We start from the raw sequence: 12,492 nt of genomic DNA, 5'->3' as shown, positions 1-12,492 counted from the left end.
GACATCAAAGCGCGTATCACCGCCCGCACCGAAGCCAAGGCGCGGCGCGACTTCGCCGAGGCCGACCGCATCCGTGACGAGCTAAAAGCGGAGGGCGTGCTGCTTGAGGATGGGCCGGCAGGCACTACATGGCGAAGGGCGTGACCGAGCCGCCCTACACCCGTGATATCCTGCGCCTGGCGGCGTCAATTCCTTACCTTGAACCGTTCGAGGAACTGGAGGGCGCGACCGAGCGACGGTCGCCGACCTGCGGCAGCCGGATGCGGGTCGCGGTGGAACTCGACTGGGCCGGGCGCGTGAGGCGCATTCGCCAGGCTGTGGAGGCTTGCGCCTATGGCCAGGCTTCGGCGGCACTGATGGGCGGGCACGCCATGTGCCGGAGCGCGGCGGAAGTGGCCACGACGGTCGGTGAACTGGAGGCCTGGCTGGCCGGAAAGGGCGACGTCCCGGCGTCATGGCCCGGTCTTGAGACGCTGGCACCGGCATTGACCCGCAAGGGCCGCCATTGCGCCATCCTGCTGCCGTTCCGCACCTTGCTGGCGGCGATCGAGGAAGAGGCCGAATGAGCATCGAAGCCGACGCCCTGGCGACGACCAGCACGCTGCTCGAAGGCGGCGCGATCATGCTGGGGACGGCGCTGGTGTTCGTCACCCTGTTCCGCAAGCTCGGGCTGGGCGCGACGCTCGGCTACATCGTCGGCGGGATATTGATCGGTCCGCAATTGCTGAACCTGGTCGGCGATCCGGAGCAGCTCGCCAGCATTTCCGAAATCGGCATCGCGTTGCTGCTGTTCCTGGTCGGCCTGGAGCTTCAGCCGAGCCGGCTGTGGCGGCTAAGGAAGGACATCTTCGGCCTGGGCCTAGCGCAGGTGGTACTGTGCGGGCTGGCGCTCAGCCTGTTCATCTATCTCGCGCTCGGCATTTCGCTCGAAGCGTCGCTGGCGATCGGCCTACCGTTAGGACTGTCGTCAACCGCCCAGGTTTTGCCGATGCTGCGCGCCGATCGCGAGCTCAACACGCCGCAGGGCGAACGGGCATTCTCGATCCTGCTGTTCCAGGACCTGGCGATCGTGCCGATGATCACCATCATCGCCGCCATGTCGCGGGTCCCGGTCGACCCCACCGCGCCGGGCGGCTGGACGCTGGCCCTGTACACGGTCGGCGCGATCGGCACGCTGTGGCTGGCCGGCCGGTTCGTGATCAGCCCGCTGTTTCGACTGATCGGCCGCATGGGCGGGCGCGAGCTGTTCGTCGTCGCTGGCTTGTTCGCGGTGATGGGCTCCGCGGCGCTGATGCATCTGCTCGGACTGTCGGTCGCGCTCGGCGCCTTCGTCGCCGGCGTCATGCTGGCGGATTCTCCCTACCGGCATGAGCTTGAAGGCGACGTCGAGCCGTTCCGTTCGATCCTGCTCGGGCTGTTCTTCCTGTCGGTCGGGATGTTGCTCGATTTGGGCGCGATCGCCGCGGCGCCGCTGACCGTGTTCGGGCTGGCCCTGGCGGTCATCGCCATCAAGGCGTTGATTATCGCCTTGCTGGCGCGGACGTTCGGCAACAATTGGCCGCGCAGCATCCGGCTTGGCCTGCTGCTTAGCCAGGCCGGCGAATTCGGCTTCGTGCTGTTCGCCCAGGCAGCGACCGCGCTACTAATCTTTCCCGAGGCAGCCTCGCTGTTTGGTGCGGTCGTCACTCTGTCGATGGCCGCGACGCCCTTCCTGATGCGGCTGACCGACTGGCTCGAGCGGCAAGAAGAGTTGAGCGCCGAAGGACTGACCGGACCCGAAAATTCGCCCGACAGCAGCGTGATCGTGGTCGGCTATGGCCGGTTCGGGCAGACCCCCGCGCAGATGCTGATGGCCAAGAGCATTCCGCTGACACTCGTCGATACCGACGCCGAGATGATCGAAGTGGCCCAAAGGTTTGGCGTCAAAGTCTATTTCGGCGACGGCATGCGGGTGGACATCCTCCGCCTTGCCGGAGCGGAGACGGCCAAGGCCATCTTGTTCTGCAACGACAAGGAAAGCGGCCTTACCCGCGCGGGACTGAAGCGCGTGCTGGAGGCCTTTCCGCAAGCGGCGGTGCTGGTCCGCGCCTATGACCGCATCCACCTGATCTCGTTCGACGGGCTCGACCTCGCCTTCGCCCAGCGCGAAATGTTCGAAAGCGCGGTCAAGATGGGCCGCGCCGCGCTCGAAATCCTCGGCATCGACGCAGAGGAGATCGACCGGGTCGATTTCGAATATCGCCTGCGCGACTGCGAACGGCTGGAGCGGCAGAGCGAGACCGGCGACGTTCGAGCCGGCCTGGAGCAATCGTTCGCGCCGGACCGGACCTTGCCCGAAAAAAGCTAGGCCGCCCGATCGAGGAAAGCAGCGAGGCGCTCAGCGTCAACGGCCGTTTCGAGGAAGGCTTTGCCGATGCCCCGCGCCAGGACCAATGCCACGCGGCTTTGGCTGCTCTTCTTGTCGCGCCGCATCCATTCGACGAGCCGGCCGCCGGCTTTGGCCAGGCCGACATCGGCCAGCCTGGTCGGCAATCCGCTCTTCGCCAAGTGGCTGATGACACGCTCGGTGTCGGCTGCCGGGCAGATCTTGAGCTCCGAGGAGAAGCGGAAGGCCAGGGCAATGCCAAGCGCCACTGCTTCACCATGCAGCACAGCGCCAAGACCGGCCTCGGCCTCGATGGCATGGCCGAAGCTATGGCCGAGGTTGAGCAGGGCGCGGCGGCCCGTTCGATCCTCGACATCGGACGCCACGATCCTGGCCTTCGACCGAATGGCGGTTTCGATTGCTTGCTGCCGCAGGTCGCGATGGCCGGCGAGGACTCCCAGCCCATTGATTTCGCACCAGGCAAAGAAGGCTGGATCGTCGATCAGCCCATATTTGACGACCTCGGCATAGCCGGAGCGGAGCTGGCGCTCGTCCAGTGTGTCGAGAAAGGCTGGGTCGACCACGACCAGCGCCGGTTGGTGAAACGTGCCGACCAGATTCTTCTCGCCGAATGCGTCGATCGCCGTCTTGCCGCCGATTGCGCTGTCGGCCTGGGCCAGCAGGGTGGTCGGCAGGTGAATGATGGGGCAACCCCGCTTGAACAAGGAGGCGGCGAGGCCGGCGACATCGCCGACGCTGCCGCCGCCAAGTGCGACGATTGGCGTCGAGCGGGTCGCGTTTCGTTCGGCGAACTCCGACAGGAGCCGATGGAGGACAGCCCAGTCCTTGGCCGCTTCACCTTCGGGAAGCAGGATCGGCTCCGATCCCAATCGCTCGGCAATCGCCTGGCCGTGCAAAGCGAATAGCTTTGGCTCGCTGATCAGGATCGGCGTCGCACCGCCGGCTAGGTCACGAATTCTTTCGAGGCCTGCCTCAACCGGGCCGATCAGCACGTCATAGCTGCCCGGTCCAAGGTCCACCCGAATGGTCGTCATCCGCCGAATCGCTCGCGCAGCGCTTCAACGATCGCATTGACTACATCGCTGTGGGCGCCGCCGCTGGTGCGGATGTGGATCTGGGCCTCGGCATAGCCATCGCGGCGCTCGTCGGAGAGGCGCGCCAAAATTTCCGTTCGATTGCCCTTCTTCAACAGCGGGCGGTTGTCGCGGCGGGTCGTGCGTTCTGCTAGCACGTCGACTGGCGCGTCCAGCCAGACGGTGATCGCCCTTTCATTAAGCAACTGCCTGGTCCGCGGGTCCATGAACGCGCCGCCCCCGGTGGCGATGACCCGCACTTCCCCATTGACCAGGCGCGCCACCAGTCGCCGCTCGCCGTCACGAAAATCATGTTCGCCGTAGCGTTCGAACAAATCCGCCGTGCTGGCTCCCGACGCCTCCTCGATTTCGACGTCGCTGTCGACGAACGGCAGGCCGAGCCGCCTGGCCAATCGCCGGCCTACGGTCGATTTGCCAGCACCCATCAGGCCGACGAGGACGATGGGGCGATCAAGAAGCTCGAACATCTTTGGCAATTTGTCTCAGTTTCCCTTTGGCGAGGGCTATACATAGGCCCTCAAGGTCGGGCAAAAGCCTTTCTCCCACGCCGACGTAAAGCGGAGCAACCATGCCTCGAGGCCTGATTTTCCTGGTGATTCTCATCCTGATTCTGATTGGCGGGATTTTCCTGCTGTCGAAAAGCGCTGATGAAGTGCCGGTGAAGTCCATCGAGACCGACGTTTCGAGCAATGCCGCCGCGAACTAGGAACATCTTGGCAGGCGCCGCCGCGCTTGCGCTGGTGGCGGGGTTGCCCGCGATCGCGCAGGATCGGCCGGAATCGATTTTGCCGCCGGGCTTTGGCGATCCGGCCACCGCGCCGGGGCCCGCGACGAACAATAGCGCATCCGCGAGCAGGCCGACCGGCGATCGCCAATCGGTTGAGGGATCGGCGGTCGAAATCGTCGAATCGCTGTTGGGCGACGAGATGGCGTCGAGCGCGCCGGCCGCACAGGTCGAATATCCACGCACCGCCCGGCGCGATCCGCACATTGCCGGTACGCTCGATCCTGTCGACCTGGGCATCGGCTCGCGGCCATGGGGCGCGGCCAGCGGACGGTCGCTCGAAATATTGATGCGGCGGATGGACACTCCGCTGGCGTCCCGCTGGGCACACATTGGCCTTCGCAACGCTTTGCTCGCGCGGACGCCAAGTCCGGCCGACGTCAATCCGGCGGACTGGGCGGCGGAGCGCGCCTGGTTGCTGCTCAGGTTGGGCGAAGCCGATGCCGGCCGGCTGCTGATCGCAAGCGTCGATAGCAATCGCTTCACTCCGAAGATGAATCAAATTGCGTTGCAATCGGCGCTGGCCAGCAGCGACCCGTCAGCGATGTGCCCGCTGGAAAATGCGCTGGGCAAGCTCGAGCCGCGCGTCGTTGCCCTGGTCAGCGCGATCTGTGCGTCGCTGTCGGGTGAATCCGAGCGCGCCGCCGCCGACATCGAGGCGGCGCGGCGGCGAGGCCGGGTTGGCGGGATCGATCTTGCACTGGCCGACAAGGTGGTTGGCGCCGGGGCCGAGACGGCCCGCGCGGTTACGGTCGAATGGGAACCGGTGGATCGGCTCAACAGCTGGCGTTACGGGTTGTCGACCGCCACCGGCATGATGCCGCCGGACCGGCTGATCAATTCGTCCAGCCTTCAAACGAAGGCTTGGCTGTCGCGTGCACCGATGTTCCAGGCAACCCAGCGACTGCCGTCGGCGCGGGTCGCGGCCGCCTTGGGCGTCATGTCGAGCCAGGCGCTGATCGATCTTTATGCGACATCCTACGACGCAACCGACCCGGATGAGCTTGGCGGGACCGAGGCATGGCAGCTGCGCCTGGCGTTCATCGGCAAGGACCAGGACGCGCGGCTAACCGCCATGCGGACCATTTGGGGGAATGCCGATTCGCCGCTCGACCGGGTAGCGGCCAGGGTCCTGCTGTCGCGGGCGGCCCGGCGTGTAATCCCGGACGCCGACCTGCAATCGGATGCCCCCGATCTCGTCGCATCGCTGCTCGCTGGCGGTTTCGATCGCGATGCGGCGCGCTGGGCGCGCACTCTGCCCGACATGGACCATGAGCCGGCCGACAAAGTTTGGGCGATGCTGGCGCTGGGCGCACCGGAGGCCCGCGGGCTAGGGATCAGCGCAACGCGGATCGAGAATTTCGCCGATCGCGACAAGAGCGAAGGCAAGCAGCGCACGGCGCTACTGGTCGCCGGGCTGGCCGGGCTTGGCCGGATTACACCGGCGCTGGCGGGCCGCCTCAATCGCGACCTGCAGCTCGGGCTCGGGGCGAAAACCGGCTGGACCGGGCTGATGGATGGGGCGATGCAGCGGCGCCAGGCCGGAACGGCGATGCTGCTCACGGCGAGCGCGCTTCAAGGCGGCGAGTTCGACCAGATTCGTGCGGTCTATATGTTCCACGCGATCAACGCGTTGCAGAAGACAGGGCAGGGCTATCTGGCCCGGATGATTGCCGCCGAGGCGCTGGCCCGTACGTGACCATGGGCGAAGGCGGACTGGGCGACCGGGCGCTGATCGACCGCTTTTGCGACATGCTGGCAGCCGAGGTAGGAGCGTCCCGCAATACGCTGCTGGCCTATCGCCGCGATCTGGAGGCGGCGTTTGAGGCAATCGGATCGCTCGAAAAGGCCGGTACCGCGGAAGTCGGCCGGCTCGGCGGCGCCTGGTCCGCCCTGGCACCCTCAACCGTCGCCCGCCGGTCGGCGGCACTCCGCCGATTCTTTGGCTTCCTATTGGACGAGGGCATTCGCAACGACGATCCCTCGGCGGCGTTGCCGCGGCCCAGCCTGCAACGTCCGCTGCCCAAGGTGCTCGATATCGGCGAGGTCGAGGCGATGTTCGCAGCAGTCGGTGAGCGGGCGGCCAGCGGCGAACCGCTCGCGCTTCGCAACCTGGCGCTTCTAGAGCTGCTGTACGGATCAGGATTGCGTGCAACCGAGCTGGTATCGTTGCCGCGGCGAGCGGTGAGAGAGGGCCAGCCGTTCCTGATGCTGCGCGGCAAAGGGGACAAGGAGCGGCTGGTGCCGGTTTCGTCGCGCGCCGCCGAAGCGGTACAAAATTGGCTCCCCCATGTTCCCGGCGGCAGCGCCTGGCTGTTCCCCAGCGGCAAGTCCCACTTGAGCCGCGTCCGCTTGTTCCAGCTGGTCCGCGGAATGGCGGCGGAAGCGGGCATCGCCCCGCACCGGGTCAGTCCGCACGTATTGCGTCACGCCTTCGCCACTCACCTCCTCGCCGGCGGAGCGGATTTGCGCGTGCTGCAATCGCTGCTGGGCCACGCCGACATCGCCACTACGCAAATCTACACTCACGTCGATGGGGCGCGGCTGGTCGAGCTGGTCAATGCGCGCCATCCCCTGGCCACCGGGCATGGCAAGGGGGTTGGCGTTGACGGATGAGCCAGCGCCGCTTACCCCGCGCCGCCGATGCTTACTTATCTCGAGTTTGAAAAACCGATCGCCGCGCTCGACCAGCGGATCACCGAATTACGCGATACCGCGAATGCGGGCGAAATCGACATCGATGCGGAAGTGGCCAAGCTTGAAGCCAAGTCGGCCAAGCTGCTCAAGGAAACTTACGCCAAGCTGACGCCGTGGCAGAAGACCCAGGTCGCCCGCCATCCGGAACGCCCGCACTTCAAACATTATGTCACGACAATCACCGACGATTTCATGCCGCTGGCCGGTGACCGCGCCTTTGCCGACGATCCGGCGATTATTGGCGGCCTGGCGCTGATCGACGGCCGCCGGGTGATGCTGATCGGCCACGAAAAGGGTGACGACACCGCCAGCCGGCTCAAGCATAATTTCGGCATGGCCAAGCCGGAGGGGTACCGCAAGGCGATCCGCCTGATGCAGCTCGCCGACCGGTTCGGCTTGCCCGTTGTCAGCCTGGTCGACACCTCGGGGGCCTTTCCCGGCGTCCAGGCCGAGGAGCGCGGCCAGGCCGAAGCGATCGCACGCTCGACCGAGCAGTGCCTGGCGATGGGCGTACCGATGATTGCTGCGGTGGTCGGCGAAGGCGGATCCGGCGGCGCTGTGGCAATTGCTGCTGCCAACCGCGTCCTGATGTTCGAACATGCGGTTTATTCAGTGATTTCGCCCGAAGGCTGCGCCTCGATCCTGTGGCGGACCGCGGACAAGGCTGCGGACGCGGCTGAAGCAATGAAAGTGACCGCCGGTGATTTGCTGGCGCTGGGCGTTGTCGACCGGGTGGTTCCCGAGCCATTGGGCGGGGCACATCGCTCGCCGGCGGAAGCGATCGACAATCTGAAGCAGGCGGTCATTGAGGAGCTTGACGGCCTGGCCAAGCTCAATGCCGCGCAGATCCTGGAACAACGACGCGCCAAGTTCCTCGCCATCGGCTAACCCAACCGAGGAACCTCTCTTGCTTCCGTTCATTTGGCGGAAACCCGATGTTTGGGATGGAGGGGACCATGCGTACGCCAATTGCCTTGCTTGCCGCTTCCGCGGCCCTTGCTGTGCCACTTGCCGCTGATGCCCAGCAGGCGCGTTACCTCAACCCTCGCGACGTGCAGGAAGCCGCGCGCCAGCATGCTGAAGTCGTCGATGAATTCGGCGGCGCCGATTCCGGCCCGCGTGGGGCCTATGTGGAGAGCGTCGGCCGCCGGATCGCGGCCTTTTCCGGAACCGCCAATGCCGGCCAGGTCTACCACTTCACGACGCTGAACAGCGCGGTCGAGAATGCCTTCGCCGTGCCCGGCGGCTATGTTTACCTGACCCGCCAGCTGATGGGCATCATGAACGACGAATCCGAGCTGGCATTCGTCGTCGGACACGAAACGGGGCATATTGCCGCCAACCACGCCCAGGCACGCAAGTCGGCACAGCGGAACAGCGCCATTTGGGGGGTATTGGGCGCAATTCTTGGCGCCGCAGTCGGCAACAACGCTTTTGGGGGGCTCATTTCCCAAGGCGCCTCGCAAATGTCGAAGATGCGGCTGCTGAGCTTTACGCGTGAGCAGGAATATCAGGCCGACGTGCTGGGCATCCGTTACATGACCGCCGCCGGCTACGACCCCAACGGCAGCGCCACCATGCTGTCGCAGATCACGCTCTCGACCGCGCTTGAGGCACGGATCCAGGGCAAGCAAAGCCGCGCGACGCCGGAATGGGCGAGCACCCATCCGCTGAGCGAAAATCGGGCCGCCCAAGCTTCGCAGATTGCGCGCCAGACCGGCAAGGCGGGCAGCGGCCTTCACAATCGCGATGCCTTCCTGGCCCAGATCAAGGGCATGACGATCGACGATGATCCCGCGCAAGGTGTGATCGACGGTCGCATCTTTACGCATCCCGACCTTCGCCTGGCATTCGCGGTACCAACCGGTTTCCTGATGCAAAATAGCAGCCGGAAGGTTTCGATCCAGGGGTCAGCGGGCCAGGCCGAGTTCGCCGGCGGCCAATTCAACGGCCGGATGGAAGACTATATCTACCGCGTGTTGCAGCAGCTGACCGAGGGTCGGGTCCAATTGGCGCTGGGTCCCATGCAACGAACCACCATCAACGGCATCCCGGCGACGTATGTTGTTGGCCGCGCGGAAAGCTCGGGACTGGATGTTGGCGTTTTCGCTTACCAGTGGGACCCGAACACGATCTATCACTTCGTCACCCTGACCAGGGCGGGCCAAGGCCTGGCACCCTTTGCTTCGATGGTGGATTCCTTGCGCAGGATCAGTCCGGCCGAAGCTGTGGCGATCCGTCCAAGGGTGATCGACGTGGTGACCGTGGCCAGGGGCGATACGATTCAATCGCTCGCCAATCGCATGGCCTATCGTGATTTTAGGGTGGATCGGTTCCTGGCGTTAAACGGGCTCACAGCCAATAGCCCGCTGGTTCTAGGCCAGAAGGTCAAGTTGGTGGTCTACGGAACGCGCAGGGTTTAGTTCATCGAGCCCGCGATTTTGTTATCGAGCCGGCCCCACATGCCGTTCGCGCCTCCGCCAAGGCTGCTCATGCCACCGATCGCGGCAACCGCGATCAAGGCACAAATCAAACCATATTCAATTGCGGTCGCGCCTCGCTTGTCCGAGCAAAGCTTACGACCGACTGTCCGGATAGCGAGCACGCCACCCTCCTCTGGTCTTGGTCCACGAGGGCGGTTCTACGGCCGAAACGATTAAGAATATGTTGGCGGAACGAGGTTAATTCGGCGCTTTCCGTGACTATTGCGACCAGGCCAGGAAATGGAGAATTTCCACTATTTCCTCTGTGCGGCCGTCCGTGGCCTGCGCGGCAAATGCCTGGCGGGCGAGATTGATTTCGCCTCTGGTCATTGGTGGGGACCTTTGCGCCAGGACGGATGTCGCCCCCATGCGGCGCAAATCCAAGATCAGGTCGTCGAGATCCCTGTAGCGCAGCCGAACACGATCGAGATCGACGACCGGCATGTTGAAGCCAGCCGCCGACAGCAATGGAGCCAATGTGGAGGCGTCGATCCTCGGGTGAGTGCGACCGACAATACGCCCCTTATGACGGCCCGCTTCGATCAACGCCGAACGTAGCGCCGGCAGGCTGTTGGCACCAGAAATGGCGCCGATCAGCGGCGCATCCGGTTCAAGCGCCCGGGCGATCATGCCAAGAGCTCGGGGCAGTTCATTGACGCTATCCAGCGTCCCGATCGCGATGCACAGGTCAAATTGGTTGGCGCCGAAGTCGTCGCGATCCTCCTCGACCTGCGATCCTCCCGCGTTGGCCGCGAACAGCTGACCTGGATCCCGAACATCCACCGCGGCGGCAACAGCGGAAAGCCGTGCCGGCCAATCCGGCGACGGGCAGCCCAACAGCAGGGCTCGCCGATAAGCGCGCGGAATGTCGCGAAGCCGGTCGAGGCACTCTTCAAATGCTCGTTCGAAGAGGAACAGTTCCGGACCGGATCGCGAGGCGCGGTCCCTCCGGATGGCACGTAGTCTGCGATCGAACAGGTCGGGAGGCACGGCGACGCTTGTGCGGCGCGCGGCGGCGCGCGACAAGGGGCGATGGCAAGCGCGGTCATGCGCCCGGTTCGGGGGCTAGGAAAACTGCTGCTCGATTTTGCGCTGCCGCCGCGCTGCGCCGGTTGTGGCGATGTGAGCGACGATGTCGGTGCATTCTGCCCAAGCTGCTGGCGAGAGCTGGAGTGGCTCGGCAACAGCGGCTGCCAGCGATGCGGCTTGCCGTTGGCCGGAACCGAGGCCGAAACCTGCGCGCGCTGTCTGGCCGCGCCGCCCAAGCTCGATCGCATTCGCGCCGCGGTGGCCTATGACGACATTCCGCGATCGGTCGCGCTGCGTCTCAAATATGGCCGCAAGGTCGCGCTTGCACGGACCATGGCCCGCTACATGGCGCCGCTCCGGGGAGATTGGGACGGCAACACCATCCTCATGCCGGTTCCGCTCCACCGCTGGCGCCTGTGGGGGCGGGGCTTCAATCAGTCGGGCCTGGTCGCTCGCGACCTGGCGCGGCGGTGGGACCTGCCAGTCGATGGGCATGCCCTGCAGCGGGTCAGGCGAACCACGCCGCTCAAGGGCTTGAACCATGTTCAGCGGCGCAAGGCCGTGGCCAGCGCGTTCAAGGTGGCGGACTCTGCCGCCATCAAGGGTGCGACGGTGGTGTTGGTCGATGACGTGTTGACCAGCGGCAGTACCGCGGAAGGTTGCGCCCGCGCGCTGCGGCGTGCCGGCGCGAGCCGGGTTGAGCTGATTTGCTGGGCGCGGGTAGTTCGCCCATCGCAGTTGATGCGGTAATGCGGTGGGCGAATGGATTCGTGGGAGCGGCCTTTGGCCAAGGTTGAAATCTATACCAAGCTGATGTGCGGCTTCTGCTTTCGGGCGAAGAAGCTGCTCGAGATGAAGAAAGTGCCGTATGAAGAATATGCGGTCGATTTCGGTGGCGCCAAGAAAGACGAGATGATCGAGCGTGCGGGCGGCCGGATGACCGTGCCGCAGGTTTTCATCAATGGGCGGCACATCGGCGGCTGCGACGAACTGATGGACCTCGAATATCGGGGCAAGCTCGACAAGATGCTGGCCGCATGAGCAAGGTGCGCATCGCCCTCTATCAGGCCCAGAGCGGGATCGATCCGGCTGCCAACGCCGAGCGGCTGGCGGCGGCGGTGCGCGAGGCAGCGGCCGGCGGCGCGGCGATGCTGTTCACGCCCGAGATGTCGGGCATGCTCGACCGCGACCGCGAGCGGGCGCTGGGCAAGGCTCGCGACGAGGCTGATGACCTAGTCCTGGCGACAGTCCTCGAGGCAGCGAAAGAGGCCGGCATCTGGGTCCACCTCGGATCGCTGGCGCTAAAGGGCGAGGGCGGTAAGCTCGTCAATCGTGGGTTCGTGATCGACGACCGGGGCGAGGTCCGCGCCCGCTATGACAAAATCCATCTGTTCGATGTCGACCTGCCGAGCGGCGAGAGCTGGCGCGAGTCCGCCATGTACCAGGCCGGCAAGGGCGCGGTGGTGGTCGATGGCACGCCGGTCGGGCGGCTCGGCCTGACCATCTGCTACGACCTGAGGTTTCCCGAACTGTTCCAGCGGCTGAGCGAGGCGGGGGCCGAGGTAATCGCCGTTCCCGCCGCCTTCACCGTGCCGACTGGCCGGGCGCACTGGCAGGTGCTGATGCGGGCGAGGGCGATCGAGGCGGAACTGTTCATCGTCGCCGCGGCCCAGGCCGGGCGGCATGAGGACGGCCGCGAGACCTATGGCCATTCGCTGGTCGTCGACCCGTGGGGCGAGGTGATCCTTCAGATGACGCAAGAACCGGGGCTGGCCTTTGCCGAGATCGACCTCGGTAGGATTTCCGATGTCAGGGCCCGCATCCCGGTCCACCAGCACCGCCGGGCGATCCCGCCAGTAGCGAATTGATTAAGACCGCTGCCTTACCTAAGGGACCCAGGAAAGGCTCCGTAGCTCAGCCGGATAGAGCAGCGGTTTCCTAAACCGAAGGTCGCAGGTTCGAGTCCTGCCGGGGCCACCATAAGTATCTGAAAAAGGGGAAGAAAACGCGATGATCGGG

14 protein-coding genes and 1 tRNA gene are annotated in these 12,492 nt (G+C 65.2%); 11 read left to right on the top strand and 4 right to left on the bottom strand.

Annotated elements, in window-relative coordinates:
- Window positions 1-140: 140 nt before the first annotated feature.
- Both Q0C64_RS11300 and Q0C64_RS11295 read left to right on the top strand, forming a co-directional pair.
- Complete coding sequence (locus tag Q0C64_RS11300; protein ID WP_294123842.1) at window positions 141-566, top strand: iron-sulfur cluster assembly scaffold protein; 426 nt, start codon at window positions 141-143, stop codon at window positions 564-566.
- Complete coding sequence (locus tag Q0C64_RS11295) at window positions 563-2,347, top strand: cation:proton antiporter (RefSeq protein ID WP_294123840.1); 1,785 nt, start codon at window positions 563-565, stop codon at window positions 2,345-2,347. Before Q0C64_RS11300 ends, Q0C64_RS11295 begins: the two co-directional genes overlap by 4 nt.
- Here Q0C64_RS11295 and Q0C64_RS11290 read toward each other — a convergent pair.
- Both Q0C64_RS11290 and Q0C64_RS11285 read right to left on the bottom strand, forming a co-directional pair.
- A complete protein-coding gene (locus tag Q0C64_RS11290) occupies window positions 2,344-3,420 on the bottom strand; it encodes a 3-dehydroquinate synthase family protein (RefSeq protein ID WP_294123838.1) in 1,077 nt (358 codons plus the stop codon). The genes Q0C64_RS11295 and Q0C64_RS11290 overlap by 4 nt on opposite strands.
- Window positions 3,417-3,947: a shikimate kinase gene (locus Q0C64_RS11285; protein ID WP_294123836.1), complete on the bottom strand. Its 531-nt coding sequence runs from the start codon at window positions 3,945-3,947 to the stop codon at window positions 3,417-3,419. The genes Q0C64_RS11290 and Q0C64_RS11285 overlap by 4 nt, the downstream gene beginning before the upstream one ends.
- 101 nt (window positions 3,948-4,048) lie before the next feature.
- On the opposite strand from Q0C64_RS11285, the gene Q0C64_RS11280 reads away from it, so the two are divergent.
- From Q0C64_RS11280 to Q0C64_RS11260, 5 genes are all read left to right on the top strand, one after another.
- On the top strand, window positions 4,049-4,186 hold the full coding sequence (locus Q0C64_RS11280) for a hypothetical protein (RefSeq protein WP_294123834.1): 138 nt from the start codon (window positions 4,049-4,051) through the stop codon (window positions 4,184-4,186).
- Between the two features lie 7 nt (window positions 4,187-4,193).
- On the top strand, window positions 4,194-5,963 hold the full coding sequence (locus tag Q0C64_RS11275; protein ID WP_294123832.1) for a hypothetical protein: 1,770 nt from the start codon (window positions 4,194-4,196) through the stop codon (window positions 5,961-5,963).
- A gap of 2 nt (window positions 5,964-5,965) precedes the next feature.
- The gene (locus tag Q0C64_RS11270) at window positions 5,966-6,880 is read left to right on the top strand and encodes a tyrosine recombinase (RefSeq protein WP_294123846.1); all 915 of its coding nucleotides are present in this window, start codon (window positions 5,966-5,968) and stop codon (window positions 6,878-6,880) included.
- A 27-nt stretch (window positions 6,881-6,907) separates the two neighbouring features.
- The gene (locus tag Q0C64_RS11265) at window positions 6,908-7,849 is read left to right on the top strand and encodes an acetyl-CoA carboxylase carboxyltransferase subunit alpha (protein WP_294123830.1); all 942 of its coding nucleotides are present in this window, start codon (window positions 6,908-6,910) and stop codon (window positions 7,847-7,849) included.
- A 68-nt stretch (window positions 7,850-7,917) separates the two neighbouring features.
- A complete protein-coding gene (locus tag Q0C64_RS11260) occupies window positions 7,918-9,384 on the top strand; it encodes a M48 family metalloprotease (protein ID WP_294123828.1) in 1,467 nt (488 codons plus the stop codon).
- Here the strand turns inward: Q0C64_RS11260 and Q0C64_RS11255 are convergent.
- Both Q0C64_RS11255 and Q0C64_RS11250 read right to left on the bottom strand, forming a co-directional pair.
- Window positions 9,381-9,566, bottom strand: coding sequence for a Flp family type IVb pilin (locus Q0C64_RS11255; protein ID WP_294123826.1), 186 nt, complete (start codon window positions 9,564-9,566; stop codon window positions 9,381-9,383). The genes Q0C64_RS11260 and Q0C64_RS11255 overlap by 4 nt on opposite strands.
- Window positions 9,567-9,663: 97 nt before the next feature.
- Window positions 9,664-10,470, bottom strand: a complete 807-nt coding sequence (locus Q0C64_RS11250) for a methyltransferase domain-containing protein (RefSeq protein WP_294123825.1) — start codon at window positions 10,468-10,470, stop codon at window positions 9,664-9,666.
- Window positions 10,471-10,476: 6 nt separating this feature from the next.
- Here Q0C64_RS11250 and Q0C64_RS11245 point away from each other — a divergent pair, with 6 nt between their 5' ends.
- From Q0C64_RS11245 to Q0C64_RS11230, 4 genes are all read left to right on the top strand, one after another.
- Window positions 10,477-11,223 carry a ComF family protein gene (locus Q0C64_RS11245; RefSeq protein WP_294123823.1) on the top strand — a complete coding sequence of 249 codons (747 nt, stop codon included), beginning with the start codon at window positions 10,477-10,479 and terminating at the stop codon, window positions 11,221-11,223.
- 33 nt (window positions 11,224-11,256) lie between these two features.
- Window positions 11,257-11,514, top strand: a complete 258-nt coding sequence (grxC, locus tag Q0C64_RS11240; protein WP_294123821.1) for a glutaredoxin 3 — start codon at window positions 11,257-11,259, stop codon at window positions 11,512-11,514.
- Window positions 11,515-11,519: 5 nt separating this feature from the next.
- Window positions 11,520-12,341 (top strand): carbon-nitrogen hydrolase family protein, encoded by an 822-nt coding sequence (locus tag Q0C64_RS11235; RefSeq protein WP_294123844.1) that lies wholly within the window; start codon window positions 11,520-11,522, stop codon window positions 12,339-12,341.
- Between the two features lie 35 nt (window positions 12,342-12,376).
- Window positions 12,377-12,453, top strand: a tRNA-Arg gene (locus Q0C64_RS11230).
- Window positions 12,454-12,492: the final 39 nt, after the last annotated feature.

This window comes from Sphingomonas sp. (assembly GCF_023266535.1).
Lineage (GTDB): Bacteria > Pseudomonadota > Alphaproteobacteria > Sphingomonadales > Sphingomonadaceae > Sphingomicrobium.
The sequence above is the reverse complement of the archived record's forward strand: the minus strand, read 5'-3'. Positions and strand labels throughout refer to the sequence as shown.

What these genes read in the sequence shown, in the direction of transcription:
- Q0C64_RS11295 (WP_294123840.1), top strand. Translation starts at nt 563, where the DNA reads ATGAGCATCGAAGCCGACGCCCTGGCGACGACCAGCACGCTGCTCGAA.
- Q0C64_RS11290 (WP_294123838.1), bottom strand. Translation starts at nt 3,420, where the DNA reads ATGACGACCATTCGGGTGGACCTTGGACCGGGCAGCTATGACGTGCTG.
- Q0C64_RS11285 (WP_294123836.1), bottom strand. Translation starts at nt 3,947, where the DNA reads ATGTTCGAGCTTCTTGATCGCCCCATCGTCCTCGTCGGCCTGATGGGT.
- Q0C64_RS11280 (WP_294123834.1), top strand. Translation starts at nt 4,049, where the DNA reads ATGCCTCGAGGCCTGATTTTCCTGGTGATTCTCATCCTGATTCTGATT.
- Q0C64_RS11270 (WP_294123846.1), top strand. Translation starts at nt 5,966, where the DNA reads ATGGGCGAAGGCGGACTGGGCGACCGGGCGCTGATCGACCGCTTTTGC.
- Q0C64_RS11265 (WP_294123830.1), top strand. Translation starts at nt 6,908, where the DNA reads ATGCTTACTTATCTCGAGTTTGAAAAACCGATCGCCGCGCTCGACCAG.
- Q0C64_RS11260 (WP_294123828.1), top strand. Translation starts at nt 7,918, where the DNA reads ATGCGTACGCCAATTGCCTTGCTTGCCGCTTCCGCGGCCCTTGCTGTG.
- Q0C64_RS11245 (WP_294123823.1), top strand. Translation starts at nt 10,477, where the DNA reads ATGGCAAGCGCGGTCATGCGCCCGGTTCGGGGGCTAGGAAAACTGCTG.